The sequence below is a fragment of the Gynuella sp. genome, assembly GCF_050297175.1.
GTDB lineage: Bacteria > Pseudomonadota > Gammaproteobacteria > Pseudomonadales > Natronospirillaceae > Gynuella.
On record NZ_JBNKSF010000019.1, the window covers coordinates 101,448 to 116,688 of the forward strand.

Consider the following 15,241-nt stretch of genomic DNA (forward strand, 5'->3'; position numbering starts at 1 on the left):
CATATGTCCGGACAGCTACTCACTTAATCATTGAGAAAGTCTGCTACCTGCTGGTCTGACAGCATCGCATTGACCATATCCGCAATCACCATATTCACCAAGTCGCTGTTCTTTTTATCACTCGGCTTACCAAACATTGGTTGAACTCTGGTAGCACCGTAGCTCTTAGTGAACGTTTTGTTTGCATTGTTCATCTCAAACCCAAGCTTTCCCTTCACAACAATGTTGTCTTTCAATTGGTCTACGGGAACTATTTCGTAACTCAGCTCCAGCAGTTTCACCTGCCAGGTTACTTCCAGAGACATAGGGTCTATGATGAAATTCCGCTGTGCCAGTTTACGACTGATCTCTTCCTGTAGCTTTTTTTCGAAGCCTGGTTGAAGGGTTATGACACTGGTTTCCGCATATACTCCGCCACGACTGCCCAGAACGGGATCAGCACGTTCATCGGTCACAGTCAGCGCCACACTTTGCCCCTGCCCCACTATCAAATTATCTGTAGCCAGCGGTGGTAGGACAGAAATCTGTTGAGGAGTTTCAGCACACGAAACCAGTGACAGTGCGATCATTACAAAAAACAGCAACTTTATTCTCATTCGTCAACTCCCGGATGTTTTTGGACGTATACTATGCATCACCAACAATAAATAAAAAAAAAACATGAAACAATTGCATATCACGTCTGCCAGTTGAATATTGAAGGGGAAGTACAATGAAAGTTGTTCGCTACTACGTTCCAAACTCTTATGACAACTACAACCATCTGTTGATTGACCCCGACTCCATGAGAGCACTGGCAATCGACCCGTTCAGTAAAACCCAGACATTGGAGATGGTTGCCGCGTTCGGAGCAACGCTGGAAGCAATTTATCTGACTCATGAACATGGTGACCATATTCGGGCCAGCGGTCCACTGGCAAAACACTTCAACCTTCCTGTTTATGGCAATGGCAAAATCCCTCTGGTGACTCAGCCAGTCAAAGACGGAGATGAAATACCTGTTGGAAGTCAAACCGTCGTATGCTGGGATACTCCTGGACATACCTTTCTTCACACCTGCCTGTACGGTAATGATGAAGACGGTATACCCTTTCTGGTCACTGCAGATACCGTCTTCAATGCAGGTGTCGGCAATACGTATTCCGGCGATACTGAGGTGTTGTTTCAGTCAATCGACAAGATCAAGGACTTGCTTGCCAGTCATGCCAAGATCTACCCTGCTCATGATTACATGGAAAACAATCTACGCTTTGCCAAAAGCCTTGAACCTGGAAATAAGGCCATAGACCTGTGGCTGGAAAAGGTAATGCAAACCGACGCAGAGTCCAGACCAGTGACTGAATGGTCAGATGAACTAACATTCAACCCATTTCTCAGACTAGATTCAGCCGAACTCAGACAATCAGTATCAGACAAACTCTCACGCAAATTACCGACAGATCTGGAGGTTTTCTCATCCTTGAGAAAACTCCGCAATGAATGGTGATGAGATTTATGGGCAGGGATTCGAGACTTCCTGGTGGACTAATTCAATGGCAGCCAAGATATCGTCATTCAATTCGACGTTAATACTGTCTATGTTTTCCCGTAACTGTTCCATGGTGGTCGCACCAATGATATTGGCCGTCACAAAAGGGCGGCTGTTGACATAGGCGAGCGCCATTTGTGCGGGGCTCAACTGATGCTGACGGGCAATATCAGCGTAGCGCCGGACCACAGGAGCAACATGAGGCTTACTATAACGCTTGAAACGTTCAAACAACGTCAGCCTCCCATTTGCTGGCGTATTATCAAGATATTTTCCAGACAATACTCCGAAAGCCATTGGCGAATAGGCGAGCAACCCGATTTTGTCCCGATGAGCAAATTCTGCCAAACCGATCTCAAAGCTGCGACTTAATAAGCTATAAGGATTCTGAATACTTTGAATGCGGGTCAACCCCTTGGTTTCAGCTAACTTTAGATATTGCGCCACCCCCCATGGGGTTTCGTTGCTGACACCAATATGACGAACCTTTCCAGCTTTAACCAACTCATCCATAGCCGCCAGAGTCTCAAGAATAGCGACCCGTTTACCTTCTTCAACAACCTGGTAACCCAAGGAACCAAAGTTATTGACGTGGCGATCCGGCCAATGCAGTTGATACACATCGATATAGTCAGTCTGCAGTCTCTGCAGGGATGTATTGACCGCTTCCATTATATGCCTGCGACTCAAAGTAGCCGGCTCTCCCCGATACCAGGTAGCATCACTACGACCTACCACTTTAGTGGCCAAAACACACTTATGGCGATTACCACGAGCTTTAAACCAGCTGCCAATATAACTTTCTGTTCGCCCCTGAGTATCTGCTTTAGGGGGTACAGGATACATTTCTGCAGTATCAATAAAATTGACACCATTAGCATAGGCATAATCCAGTTGTTCATGCGCTTCCGCCTCAGTATTCTGTTCCCCCCAGGTCATCGTTCCCAGGCAGATTTTACTCACTTCTAGATCGGTTACCCCAAGTTTACTGTATTTCATTTTTTTCTCCTCGATCAGTGAGACGATATAGCTGATATAATGATGGTCTGATAACAGACTTTAGATCGCATACAGGATACCCATATGTCGCGCGTTAAAAAAACCCGCTCCCTAAAAAATAAATTGGAAATTAAAACCGGCTCTAAGAAATCTTTCATAGCCGCTGGAGAACTTGGCAAAATTCCAAGCAAGAATAAATTGAGCAAGCACAAAAAACGGCAGAAATCAGCCTACCAAAAATTTCTGGAACAGGAGAAAGTTCAGGATACGTCGTCAGGCACCAGCTCTCCCAAACAAAAGAGCTCTTTGGCTGCAGAACAGGATGCTCCTGCCAGCCAGGAAAAAGAAGCACCAAGCGCAAAACAGTTCGATCAGCTCAACGACGACGAACTATGGCAGCAATGGGATAACCAATAAAACGATCTATACTGTGACAAGAACCACTGGTATGAGAAACATATGAGAGTATGCGGATTTTTTCTATTATTCTGGATGAGCGGTATAGCCTGGGCGCAGGATTTTGGCGTGGCAGTCTGGGGCCAATCCAGACAGTGGATTATGGAAAATGAAACCAACCTGGATTTAACGCCTCCTGATGAGGAAAACTATCTCGTTTATCAGGCAAATATTTCGGGTATCCAAAATGTACGGCTGGTCTACTGGTTCAGTGATGGACTGCTGATAAAAGGAGGATTTCTTTTCACCAATGTCCGCACGGATGCCATCGCTGCGGTCAACCAGTTTGATAAGATTGCCAAAACAATTACGGGTATTTATGGTCAACCCGACGAGTCAAACCAACTCTGGCAGGAAGACTATCCCAATAAAAATGGTAGCATACCAATTGCTCTTTTTGACGATGGCCTGATCCTGCAGACAGTCTGGCATACTTCGACGACCATAATCCGCCAACAGCTGGCCAACAAAGAAGGCAAATTCATGCACCAGCTAATCTACTCGCCAATAAATCCAAACATCCTTACTGGAAAAGAAGGGTTCTAGCCACCGACAGTGCTCAATACTTCTTCCAGATCACCGCTTCAGACTTTCGAGCCATCATAGCCAGAAATTGATCATGCTCAGCAGCCTCTTCAGCAGAAGCCGCAATAACAGGCAGCCCTGCCCCATCAACGACAACACGATGGGCTGTCTGATGATCGTCATTATCTTGGTCTGTGTAATCCTCATTCGATAAAGACAATGCGGTCTGGCCGCCGGTCATCATCAAATACACATCCGCAAGAATTTCAGCATCGAGTAAGGCGCCGTGCAACTCCCGATGACTGTTATCTATAAAGTATCGCTTGCAGAGTGCATCCAGAGAGTTTTTCTGACCAGGATGTTTTTCCCGCGCCATTACCAGCGTATCAAGTACCGTACAGATATCCCGCGTTGCCTTTGGAGCACCAGGTACCCGGCTAAATTCCATATCCATAAAGCCAACATCAAAGGGCGCATTATGAATAACCAACTGGGCACCGCGGATAAACTCAATGAACTCTTCAGCTATTTGAGCAAAGAGGGGTTTGTCGGCCAGAAATTCATTGGTAATACCGTGTACCGCAATCGCCTCCTGTTCCACTTCCCTTTGAGGATTAATATAGACATGAAAATGATTTCCCGTCAGCTTACGGTTGATCACTTCAACACAACCAATCTCAATAATACGGTGTTCATTAGGGCTGATACCGGTTGTCTCAGTATCCAATACAATCTGTCTCACGCTTTTCCCCTCGTCTGCATAACCTGCTCCACCCCCTGATTGGCCAACTGATCGGCCATTTCGTTACCTGGATTACCAGCATGACCTTTTACCCATATCCAGTGAACGTTGTGGAGACTGTTAAGCTCATCCAACTGTCTCCACAGGTCTGCATTCTTCACAGGCTTTTTCTGGGAATTTGTCCAATTCTTTTGCTTCCAGCCAGCCAGCCATTCAGTAATGCCCTTTCTGACATAGGTAGAATCAGTATATAGGTTAACTTCGCATTCCCTTTTCAGGGTTTTAAGAGCTTCAATGGCAGCCTGAAGCTCCATTCGATTGTTTGTAGTATCAGCTTCACCACCAAACAGCGATTTATCAGTGCCTTTGTAAGACAGATAAACCCCCCAGCCACCAGGCCCAGGATTACCTTTGCAGGCTCCATCAGTATATATTTCAACAATTTCAGACATCTTTGGGACTATTAATCTCCGGTGCGGTTATGGGTGATTTTGGACTGGCTTGAGGCAACCATTCCAGGTTTCGATGAATCAGACCTGCGACACGTTTTTGGGCAACCAATATATATACGGCCCCCGCTCTTGGCAGAAGCACTCTAAATGCTCGATCAAACCAGTTGAATCGTCTGAGGGTACTTGCCCGATTGAACGCTGGACGATGCATCAGAGAGTATTGTTCCACGACTTCGAGATTTAGCAACTCCAGCCACTCAGCTACCCGGCCGGCCCTGATAAACCGGCCTATCCATGGAACCTGGGAAATCAGCGTCCCTCTAAACTTTCGGGCCAGCCATAAACTTGCTGGATTAAAACCAACCACGACCAGGTGCCCGTTTGGCATCAGGGCAATACTGGCTTCTCGGACGGTCTGATAAGGTGCTTCACAAAAATCGAGAGTGTGATGAAGAATAATATGGTCAATCGAATCCGGCTTAAAAGGTAACTGCTCCGGCACCCCCCTAACCAAGGGACAAGGCGCCCGGTTTTCTTGCCGGGTATACAGCGTACAACACCCTATCGGCGGGTTACTGAGCAGTGGAGAATATAACCCTGAGTCAATCTGTATTAAATGATGCCCAAGCTTATTTTTAAAAATGTTGTCCAGGCATTTGCGTTCAACTTTTAACAATTCCTGGCCAAGATCCGAATCAAACCAATGGTGCATCAGAGCCTCTCTGAGAGCCGGCTTCATCTTGGCCAGCGCAGAGATCTTTTTTAATGGCTTAGCCAGAATGCTTACCACCAGTAACTGCCCCCATGTTCACACATTTGAATAAAATTTCATCAACAGAGTCAATTAACATAAAAAAAAATCCTACTGGCACAACAATTTGTGTAATATTTCGAACCTCGTAAATAAGAGTCACATCCATTCGGTGTGTTTAGAATTCTCTTTCACGCTGACCGGAATTAATTGCGACTCATATATTTATAAACTATAAACAGTCTACCAAAATGACAGTTTTATTCCTGCCTAAGCAGCGAAATATTAAGAATGTTATATTTTGGTCGAGATATTGTCTTTAACTATTTGTTTTAATTAAAGAAAAATTCATGATCAGAAACCACTGGTACACACTCATTTGTGTTCAATTTCTCTTCATTCTGACAGCCTGCCAAACTATTGGACTACAACAAGAACAGAATTCAAATACAGTAGAGTCACCTACAACAGACTCTGCCTCCGGAAAGATCAATACATATGACGAACAGGCAACCGGTCAGACAGAGAAAACGAATGAAACAGCAAAAGACCTTAACATAACTCAATACATCAGCGCGCTAAAACAGCTAAATACCCGTCTCGATGGCAGCCAATACGAATATGCTAACATCCCGACATTGTATCCGGATGATTTATGGCTGGATATGCGCAAGCTGTTTTCTCTCGATATATATCACGATGATCCTCGAGTAAAAGCTCAGTACAACTGGTACAGCAAGCATCCGTCTTATATGACACGAGTCAGCAATCGAAGTAAGCGTTATATATATTACGTCGTCGAACAATTGAAAAAACGTAATATGCCTGGCGAAATCGCACTGCTACCTATTGTTGAAAGTGCCTATGACCCTTTTGCTTATTCTCATGGCAGAGCTTCCGGGATGTGGCAGTTCATTCCTGGCACAGGCAAGATATATGGTCTTAAACAAGACTGGTGGTATGACGGGCGTAGAGATGTTATTGCCTCAACAGATGCCGCCTTAGACTACCTACAAAGTCTATCCAATCGATTTGGAGGAGACTGGCTGCTGGCTCTGGCCGCATACAATTCTGGTGGCGGTACGGTTTCCAGAGCAATTCGACATAACAAACAAAAAGGATTGCCAACTGACTTTTGGTCACTTTCATTACCTAAAGAAACTTCGGCATACGTTCCCAAGCTGCTGGCTCTTTCCAGAATCGTCTGGGATACTCGAACCGCTGGTGTATCCCTTCCTGTACTTCCAAAAGCCCCCTATTTCGCGGCAGTGGATACCGGCAGCCAGATAGACCTGGCACAGGCTGCAGAACTGGCGGAAGTAGAGCTTGACGAACTCTATTTATTGAATCCAGGCTTTAATCAATGGGCGACCAGTCCTGACGGGCCTCACCGCCTCCTGGTTCCAATCAAAAATGCGGAATTATTTGAGCAACGACTGTCGGAAATTCCAGTCAAACAGAGGGTTACCTGGAGCCGGTACACTATTAAGTCAGGCGACACTCTGAGTACCATCGCCGAAAAATTTGGCACAACTATCGATGTGATACGGAATGCCAATCACATTAGCAACAATATTATTGTTGCAGGCAAAACGCTTATGATTCCCTCTTCTTCACTGGACAAAAATCAGTATACCCTCAGCTCGGATAATCGTCTGGCAAGCCGCCAAAGCTACAACCCGGATTCAAAATCAAAGACCAAAGTCGTTCATATTGTTGAAACCGGTGACTCGTTCTGGGAAATCAGTCGGAAGTACAAAGTGGGAACCAGGGAACTAGCCAAATGGAACGGCATGGCTCCCACGGATACTTTAAGAGTTGGCCAGGAGCTCGTTGTCTGGGTCGACAAGAACCATCAAATGGTAGCGATGACCAATACAGGGGGTCGCAACGTTATTCGCAAGGTAGGTTATAAAGTCCGATCTGGAGATTCACTATCCAGAATCGCCAGTCGTTTTAATGTGACAGTATCCAGCCTTCGAAAATGGAACAGCTTTGACAGCAAATACCTGCAACCTGGTGATTACATCACAATTTATGTGGATGTCACCTCAAACTAGTTGCTAACCGCAGCTCCAGTACCTTTCTGGAGCTGCTTTCCAGTCCTTATTTCTGCCAGCTCCAGACCTGACTGAGCTTTGAAAAAGACTCTATCATTCCCTGACTAGCCGAATTTGCCAAACGCTCAGGGATACCTTTTTTTCTACGATAAATCACTTCAAACACATCGGCATTGGCACTCAAATCCATCAGATACTGATCGCTGGTACCTATCTTATCGACCAGCTTCAAATCCAATGCTTCTGCCCCCATCCAAAACTCACCCGTTGCAACTTTATCGATATCCAACTGAGAGCGGTTTTTTCGCACGAATTCCTTAAAAAGGTGATGCAGTGCTTCAAGCTCCTGTTTAAATTTTGCCCGACCTTCTTCGGTATTTTCTCCCAACATCGTTAAAGTCCGCTTAAACTCACCCGCAGTATGCAGTTCCACATCAATATCATTTTTCTTTAGCAAACGATGAAAATTAGGGAGCTGAGCCACCACCCCAATGGATCCAATAATGGCAAAAGGAGCAGATAATATCTTGTCTCCCACACAAGCCATCATATAGCCACCACTGGCCGCCACTTTGTCGACGCAGACAGTCAATCCAAGACCCTTCTCTTTGATGCGAGTTAACTGTGATGCAGCCAACCCATAGCTATGCGCCGCCCCACCAGGGCTTTCAAGCTTCAGTACAACCTCGTCTTTTTCACTGGCAACCGCCAGTATTGCAGAAACTTCCTCACGAAGATTAGTGACCGCAGAAGCCGCCATATCACCCACGAAATTAATCACAAAAACCTTGCGTTTTGCAGGCTCCGACCGTTTTCGGTTGGCCTTCTCACGTTTCTTTTCCTCTTTATTGATCTTTTTTTGTTCTTTTTTATCCAGCAGAACCTGACTAATCTGCTTTTTATATCCATCCAAGCGGTCATTCAGTTTGTGAATCTCCAGATGCCCCTTCCCGGACTTCTTGTGCCTGCTGCCAACCGACGCCACAATCATTACAATAAAGCCAAATGCAATCACCAATGTGATTGTCTTCAATAGAAAAATGCCATACTCAGCCAATTTGTGCTCCTCAGCTCATCAATAATTTCTACAACCTATTTTTATGACCTATATTCATAATCCAGAATATTTTCAAACAACCGTTTGAATTTAATCAGCCAGACTGTCTAGAATAACAGCCTAATTACATCATGACTAAAAGAGAGATTTATATGGGAACAGTTTCAGAAATTTTCGAACAAATTGTTGGAAAATTTAATGCATCCGCAGCTGCTGGCATGGACGTAATCTTTCAGTTCAATATATCCGATGATGATCACTATTACCTGGTGGTCGCCAACGAAAGCTGCGAGTTACACCAGGGTGATCATGAAGACCCTAGTGTCACGTTGATACTCAGCAAGGAAACATTGGAGAAAATCATCTCAGGCAAAACCAGCGGTATGCAGGCATTTATGCTTGGAAAGCTGAAAACCGAAGGCAATATGATGCTGGCAACCAAACTTGGAGATCTGTTCTCAATGTAAGAGAGCTACTTCCACTGCTGAAGAGCCTCCTTGGCAGGCTCATTAATAGGTCTGGCAACCAACCCTTTGGCGGCCAGGCCCACTGCATACAAAGCACCGTGACGCATAGGCATGTAGGTAGCACTGCCGTAAGAAGCATCAATCAAACCCAGCCCCCCTACTTTCTGCATCATGGCCCAGGCATCAATGCCTTTCTGGTCATGGAAGCTATAAGCAGTACGCTCATTGCCGTTCTCATCTTCAACTGTCAGATATCTGCCAGATAGCCTATCCAACCGATAAGCAGGCAACATTCCCATTACAGCTAAAGGCCCTTTCCAGGTAATAATCCTGACATCCATCTGCCACATATCACCAGCGAGCTCATACTCCCAGGTTTCATCATTGGAAACTGAAACCATTGCCTTAAAACGCTGCTTTGACAGCTGCTCGAAAGAGACTGTTGCAAGATTGCGCTCCATGTGAAGTGCGCGATAAGAACTCAGGTCGAATAAAGTAAAAAAGCCAAAAACAGCCCCTAACACCATCAATAGACCAAAACTTCCTTTTATCCACCCAAGTATCCATCTACTCCGTACAAGAATGAACAGACCACCTATCAGGGTGAGGAATGCGATCAGCGCTCCAACTGCAAAAAAAATGGAATATGACATGATCTTTCCTTGTTTCTTTATTCACTGCTCAGTGCAGATGCGCTGCCGCATGAGAAGCTACCTTCAGCGCTTCCATATCATTGGTGTCATCGCTGATTGTGGTTTCAATGAAGAATTCCATACTGGACAATGCATCTGCCAGATGTTCGAGCACATCTGCTGAATACGAAACCTGTTTCGAGAGCAGTTTCTTCTCAACAAAATCTGAGCATACCTGCACGATTTGGGCAGCTTTCTGACTGCCAAGGAAGACCAATGCCCCTTTGACTCCGGCCAGAGTTGCTTTGACATTAGCCAAATGAATAGTATCGCCATTGGAATCAATGAAGGCGGTAATGGACCGTTTCGCCGTTGCCAGCCCACTGGATGCCTCATCAATCAAAGCGACCTTGGCTTCACGCAGCTGAGCGCCGGCAGCTTCATTGATATGATCTTCGACATTCGCCACAGGAGCACCGCGACTCAAACGGCCAATAGCGCTCTCGGCATACAAAACAGCATCGGCAATTCGCAGCAACTGATCCGTCGAAGGAGCCGCACGATCAGCCCACCCACCAACCATATCTGCCTGTTGCCTGAGAACATTAGACGGAGAGACCAACCCAACCATTTTGAGAATATCGGTAATCTTAATCAATGCTGCATGCAACGCCTTGGCACTAAAAGGAATGTTTTGATTGTTACGGGCTGCATTATCCACCATTTCTTTGACGTTAAGAATTTCCTCACTCAAGGCTGTTGAGACGGATTGCATTACTGACTGCCCGGGGCTGTTCAATAAATCAATCTGTTCCGACAATTCATGATCACTGACGTCGGTATCAGGAAGTTTATAAACACGCTTGATTTGGTTCGCGAGCGGAGCATCTACCTTGCAAAGGGCGATGATATATAGCAGCTCTTTAATAAGATCCTTGGCTGGTTTCTGTTGAAACGCTGCTTCTTTATGAGTTATCAGCAATCGGATTTGACGATCAATCTGAGCCAGCGTCAACTTTCTTGCGGGCCCAACCTGAGCTCCTGATGCCGCCATACAGTCAATTGCACATGCAGCCAGCCAGAACATAGGGGCAATATTACTGTTGGCTGCAATTCGTACAACCTGGGAAACAGCCCTATGCATATATTTGAATGCCCCACGGGTACGCTCACCCTTAAGCAGGAAAAGAAATGAGGCCTGATAGATATGACGATACTTTCTGAGATTGATCAAAGTCTGTTTATCAAGCTTTAACACTGCCTGAGTACGCGGTTTCAGAATATGGGTGACTGTGTAATTATAAAAATAGCTTTCACGGAGATCCTGCAACCCTCGAGCCTTACGTACCCTATTGATAGAAGGTAACAGGATTTCAGGGCGCGTCTGTTGACGAATCCCCAAATATTCAAAATAACGCCCCAGAATCAACAACGTCTGGGTAACAGCATCACTGACCACTTTGCCACGATTATTCTGTGCCTGGAGGTCAGATACTGGCAGCTCAGTCAACAGACGCCCGAATTCTTCACATAGAATCGCACCGCCTTTATCCTCAAGCATAACGAAAGTACCACGAACCTGATTTATTTCATCAATAGCACTCTCTAAAACCCTTATGTCACTGGGGTCTGACAAAAAGGTTTCCAGGTTTTTTTGAGCTTCCTGAATAGTGTTTTCCAGTTCTTCATGAACCAGTTTAAAAGAGGCTGTACTGCTCATTTAACTCCATCGTCATTAGGATATATTGAAACTAAGCGTCAGTTTTAACCACTTAATGCTGCCTTAAAAACTATTTAACCACCAGCACTTTGCTCACAATTTGATGATTACCGTAGCAAAACTAAGCAAGATATACACACGAACATCAATGTTAAGGATAGCCTCCGCTAAAATGGTTGCAATATTTGCAAGAGTCTATACTTTGTTGCGTCTTTTTTTGTAGGTCAGTTAGTAGTCATTTTATATTATGAACCTGAGGAAAACTTAATGGTCGCAACTCTTTCAAAGGCCCTCACCCACAACTTTTTAGGAAACGCTCCTCAATGGTATAAGCAGGTTATTATAGCCTTCTTGATCATTAATCCAATTTTGTTGTTTATTTTAGGTGATACTGGCCCAACCGTAGTTGGCTGGCTGTTAATCGGCGAGTTCATTTTTACGCTTGCCATGGCCCTGAAATGTTATCCACTGTTACCGGGTGGGTTATTGGCAATAGAGGCCGTCATCATTGGCCTGGCAGGTTCCGGTGTCAGCGATGATGGAAACTTTGTTGGTCCTGCCAACGTTATGATAGAAACCGAGCATAATCTTGAAGTCATTCTGCTGCTGATGTTCATGGTTGCAGGCATTTACTTCATGAAAGACCTGCTGTTATTTGCATTTACCAAGGTCTTCCTTAAAGTCAGGTCAAAAGCGCTACTGTCACTGCTATTTTCCATAATGGCAGCAATATTATCCGCATTTTTGGATGCACTTACCGTTACAGCGGTACTAATCAGTATCAGCGTGGGGTTCTACTCTGTATACCATAGGGTCGCTTCGGGCAAACACTTCACTCATGAACATAATCACGACGATGATGATCAGCTGGGTGAGAACCATCGCGATGATCTGGAAAATTTCAGAGGATTCCTGCGAAGCTTGCTCATGCACGGAGCTGTAGGTACAGCACTGGGAGGAGTATGCACTCTGGTGGGAGAACCACAGAATCTCTTAATTGCCAATGTGGCCGGATGGGATTTTGTTGAGTTCTTTATCCGTATCGCTCCGGTAAGCATGCCAGTCCTGGTGGCTGGATTATTAACCTGTCTACTACTGGAAAAAACGAAATGGTTTGGTTATGGAGATTTATTGCCTGATTCAGTCAGAGGCATACTGGAAGAGTACGACCATCATGAGCAGAGCAATCGTACAAAAGCTGACATCATTCAATTAGTCATGCAAGGAGTTGTCGCTGCCTATCTGGTGCTGGCCCTTGCTTTTCACCTGGCTGAAGTTGGTCTGATTGGATTGTCAGTCATTATTTTGTTAACTGCACTCAATGGGATAAATGATGAACACGCTATCGGTAAAGCCTTCACCGAAGCCCTACCCTTCACTGCACTGCTCATAGTCTTTTTTGCCATTGTCGCCGTCATACACGCGCAACATTTATTTACCCCCATTATCTCATGGGTACTGACATTGGATACAGAGATACAGCCGGTCATGTTCTTTCTGGCTAATGGCGTCCTTTCGATGATCAGCGATAACGTATTCGTTGCTACTGTATATATCAACGAAGTATACGAACAGTTACAACACGGCCATATCAGTCGAGAACACTTTGATGTCCTGACCGTCGCAATCAACACTGGCACCAACCTGCCTTCTGTGGCCACACCTAATGGACAAGCCGCTTTTTTATTTTTGTTAACCTCTGCAATTGCTCCACTTATAAGACTTTCTTATGGGAGAATGGTATGGATGGCGCTGCCCTATACCGTGGTGTTAACGGGAGTGTCCATCGTCGCTGTTCTGGTATGGTATTAGTTCGGATGACGATAAACAGACGATTCTGCACTGCCCCCATGATGGACCTGTCTGATAGGCATTGCCGCTATATGTGGCGGCAGCTATCCAAACATGCGGTTTTGTATACTGAAATGGTAACCAGCGCAGCTCTGGCCAGAAGCAAAAATGTTGATCGTTTTCTGGATTATTCAGAACTGGAACAGCCTCTGGCACTCCAAGTGGGTGGATATGACGTTCAGGAACTGACTACTGCGGCCCGGCTGGCGGAAAAATGGCAATACTCTGAATTGAATCTCAATGTCGGCTGCCCTTCTGATCGCGTACAAAACGGTCTGATCGGAGCGGTGTTGATGAAGCATCCGGAAAAAGTGCAAGACGCATTTAAAGCAATGACCGATCATTGCTCCCTGCCTGTGACAATCAAACATCGCATCGGCGTGGATGACCTAGACTCCTACAGTTTTGTCAGGGACTTTATTGGCTCTCAATATCATGCTGGGTGCCGGGTATTCATCGTACATGCCCGTAAAGCCATACTCCAAGGCCTTTCTCCAAAAGAGAACCGAGAGATTCCTCCACTAAAATACGATACAGTTTATGCTTTAAAAAAAGACTTCCCTGACTGTGAAATCATATTAAATGGCGGTATCAAAACCATCGATGAGTGTCACAAACACCTAGAGCATGTTGATGGCGTCATGATTGGCCGGGAAGCCTATTACAATCCAATGATATTGAAAGATGTTGATGACCAGATTTACGGTTCAGCAGGTCATGATATGACGGACATTCAGTTACTTCACGCCATGATCCCTTATGTCGACCAACTGGCCCGCCAGGATATTCCAGTAAAATTTATCCTGAAACACTTGCTGGCCGTTGTGCAGGGAAAGCCCGGAGCACGTGCTTTTCGCAGGTTTCTTAGCCAGAATATGCATAAAACCCCGCAGAATAGTCATCTTCTTTCCCAGGCTCTTAAGCTGATACAATGATTGCAGCTCAACCAAACTATTTAATCAGGAGACTGTAGACGATGAGTCTTTCCAAGCTCGAGCAATTGAAACAAATGACAACCGTGGTAGCAGATACAGGGGAACTGGATGCTATCAAGCGTCTAAAGCCTGAAGATGCTACAACCAATCCAACACTGGTCCTTAAGGCCATCCAGTCCGGCCAATATCAGGCAACGATTGAAAAAGCCAAAACCCTTGGTGAAAGCGAATACGGGACTCCTTCTTCCGGGCAGTTGGCTGACTGCTTGGCAGTATGCCTGGGTGCGCAGATCAGCGAGAATATTGAAGGACTGATTAGCACTGAAGTGGATGCCAGACTGTCTTTTGATACCGAGGCAACCATTGAAAAAGCCCGCACCCTTATTCATCTCTATTCTAAGATCGGTGTGGATAAATCCAGGATCCTGATAAAAATTGCATCCACCTGGGAAGGCATTCAAGCCGCCAAAGTACTTGAGCAGGAAAACATTCATTGCAATCTGACACTTCTGTTTTCATTTGCCCAGGCTAAAGCATGTGCAGATGCCGGTGCATTTCTGATTTCACCATTTGTAGGCCGCATCCTGGACTGGTATAAAAAAAGCCAGCCCGATGCTGACTACAGTGGCGCCAATGACCCAGGAGTTCAATCTGTTACCAGTATCTATAATTACTACAAAGAGCATGGCATCAAGACTGTTGTGATGGGCGCCAGCTTCCGTACCCAAGACGAAATTGAGAACTTGGCCGGTTGCGACAAGCTGACCATATCCCCCGCCCTACTAGATAGCCTTGCCGGTGACCAAGGTGAACTGACCCGCATGCTCAAACCTGCGAGCAATACGACAGCCACACCAACCCCCATCACTGAAAAAGCATTTCGTCTGGAGATGAACCAGGATGCAATGGCGACTGAAAAGCTAGCCGAAGGAATCCGCTCATTCATCGCCGATATCGAAAAACTTGAAGCACTGTTGAGTCAGTAAACCTTAAAAGCATGGGGAGCCTTCGGGCTCTCTGTGAATTACCCCACCAAACGCATATAGCTTGACCTGAAGCAATTCCA

The 15,241-nt window shown here is 45.5% G+C and carries 16 protein-coding genes; 8 read left to right on the forward strand and 8 right to left on the reverse strand.

The annotated features are described in order from the left end of the window. Window positions 1–23: 23 nt before the first annotated feature. The gene (locus tag ACQY6I_RS07620; protein WP_428240877.1) at window positions 24–596 is read right to left on the reverse strand and encodes a YajG family lipoprotein; all 573 of its coding nucleotides are present in this window, start codon (window positions 594–596) and stop codon (window positions 24–26) included. A gap of 116 nt (window positions 597–712) precedes the next feature. Here ACQY6I_RS07620 and ACQY6I_RS07625 point away from each other — a divergent pair, with 116 nt between their 5' ends. Beyond that, window positions 713–1,486 (forward strand): hydroxyacylglutathione hydrolase, encoded by a 774-nt coding sequence (locus ACQY6I_RS07625; protein ID WP_428240878.1) that lies wholly within the window; start codon window positions 713–715, stop codon window positions 1,484–1,486. A 6-nt stretch (window positions 1,487–1,492) separates the two neighbouring features. Here the strand turns inward: ACQY6I_RS07625 and ACQY6I_RS07630 are convergent, their stop codons facing one another. Then, window positions 1,493–2,527: an NADP(H)-dependent aldo-keto reductase gene (locus ACQY6I_RS07630; protein ID WP_428240879.1), complete on the reverse strand. Its 1,035-nt coding sequence runs from the start codon at window positions 2,525–2,527 to the stop codon at window positions 1,493–1,495. Window positions 2,528–2,611: 84 nt separating this feature from the next. On the opposite strand from ACQY6I_RS07630, the gene ACQY6I_RS07635 reads away from it, so the two are divergent. Together ACQY6I_RS07635 and ACQY6I_RS07640 are read left to right on the forward strand one after the other, a co-directional pair. Beyond that, complete coding sequence (locus ACQY6I_RS07635) at window positions 2,612–2,944, forward strand: hypothetical protein (RefSeq protein ID WP_428240880.1); 333 nt, start codon at window positions 2,612–2,614, stop codon at window positions 2,942–2,944. 42 nt (window positions 2,945–2,986) lie between these two features. Then, window positions 2,987–3,529, forward strand: a complete 543-nt coding sequence (locus ACQY6I_RS07640) for a hypothetical protein (protein WP_428240881.1) — start codon at window positions 2,987–2,989, stop codon at window positions 3,527–3,529. A gap of 13 nt (window positions 3,530–3,542) precedes the next feature. Here the strand turns inward: ACQY6I_RS07640 and dnaQ are convergent, their stop codons facing one another. From dnaQ to ACQY6I_RS07655, 3 genes are read right to left on the reverse strand one after another with little or no spacing between them, the layout of a single operon-like run. Beyond that, a complete protein-coding gene (gene dnaQ, locus ACQY6I_RS07645; RefSeq protein ID WP_428240882.1) occupies window positions 3,543–4,250 on the reverse strand; it encodes a DNA polymerase III subunit epsilon in 708 nt (235 codons plus the stop codon). After that, window positions 4,247–4,702 (reverse strand): ribonuclease HI, encoded by a 456-nt coding sequence (gene rnhA / locus ACQY6I_RS07650; RefSeq protein ID WP_428240883.1) that lies wholly within the window; start codon window positions 4,700–4,702, stop codon window positions 4,247–4,249. The genes dnaQ and rnhA overlap by 4 nt, the downstream gene beginning before the upstream one ends. Further along, window positions 4,695–5,492, reverse strand: coding sequence for a methyltransferase domain-containing protein (locus ACQY6I_RS07655; protein ID WP_428240884.1), 798 nt, complete (start codon window positions 5,490–5,492; stop codon window positions 4,695–4,697). Before ACQY6I_RS07655 ends, rnhA begins: the two co-directional genes overlap by 8 nt. Before the next feature lie 311 nt (window positions 5,493–5,803). On the opposite strand from ACQY6I_RS07655, the gene ACQY6I_RS07660 reads away from it, so the two are divergent. Further along, window positions 5,804–7,513 (forward strand): LysM peptidoglycan-binding domain-containing protein, encoded by a 1,710-nt coding sequence (locus ACQY6I_RS07660; protein ID WP_428240885.1) that lies wholly within the window; start codon window positions 5,804–5,806, stop codon window positions 7,511–7,513. A gap of 46 nt (window positions 7,514–7,559) precedes the next feature. Here the strand turns inward: ACQY6I_RS07660 and sohB are convergent, their stop codons facing one another. Continuing rightward, window positions 7,560–8,570: a protease SohB gene (sohB, locus tag ACQY6I_RS07665; protein WP_428240886.1), complete on the reverse strand. Its 1,011-nt coding sequence runs from the start codon at window positions 8,568–8,570 to the stop codon at window positions 7,560–7,562. 152 nt (window positions 8,571–8,722) lie between these two features. Here sohB and ACQY6I_RS07670 point away from each other — a divergent pair, with 152 nt between their 5' ends. Further along, on the forward strand, window positions 8,723–9,037 hold the full coding sequence (locus tag ACQY6I_RS07670) for an SCP2 sterol-binding domain-containing protein (protein WP_428240887.1): 315 nt from the start codon (window positions 8,723–8,725) through the stop codon (window positions 9,035–9,037). A 5-nt stretch (window positions 9,038–9,042) separates the two neighbouring features. Here ACQY6I_RS07670 and ACQY6I_RS07675 read toward each other — a convergent pair whose 3' ends face one another. Both ACQY6I_RS07675 and ACQY6I_RS07680 read right to left on the reverse strand, forming a co-directional pair. Then, window positions 9,043–9,690 carry a hypothetical protein gene (locus tag ACQY6I_RS07675; RefSeq protein WP_428240888.1) on the reverse strand — a complete coding sequence of 216 codons (648 nt, stop codon included), beginning with the start codon at window positions 9,688–9,690 and terminating at the stop codon, window positions 9,043–9,045. 28 nt (window positions 9,691–9,718) lie between these two features. Beyond that, window positions 9,719–11,389, reverse strand: coding sequence for a hypothetical protein (locus tag ACQY6I_RS07680; RefSeq protein ID WP_428240889.1), 1,671 nt, complete (start codon window positions 11,387–11,389; stop codon window positions 9,719–9,721). A gap of 267 nt (window positions 11,390–11,656) precedes the next feature. On the opposite strand from ACQY6I_RS07680, the gene nhaB reads away from it, so the two are divergent. Genes nhaB through tal form a run of 3 tightly spaced genes read left to right on the forward strand, consistent with a single transcriptional unit; the run spans window position 11,657 to window position 15,161 of the window. Beyond that, window positions 11,657–13,201 (forward strand): sodium/proton antiporter NhaB, encoded by a 1,545-nt coding sequence (gene nhaB, locus ACQY6I_RS07685; protein ID WP_428240890.1) that lies wholly within the window; start codon window positions 11,657–11,659, stop codon window positions 13,199–13,201. 5 nt (window positions 13,202–13,206) lie between these two features. Then, entirely contained in the window at window positions 13,207–14,175 is a 969-nt protein-coding gene (gene dusA / locus ACQY6I_RS07690; protein WP_428240891.1) for a tRNA dihydrouridine(20/20a) synthase DusA, read from the forward strand. Between the two features lie 41 nt (window positions 14,176–14,216). Then, window positions 14,217–15,161 carry a transaldolase gene (gene tal / locus ACQY6I_RS07695; RefSeq protein WP_428240892.1) on the forward strand — a complete coding sequence of 315 codons (945 nt, stop codon included), beginning with the start codon at window positions 14,217–14,219 and terminating at the stop codon, window positions 15,159–15,161. Window positions 15,162–15,241: the final 80 nt, after the last annotated feature.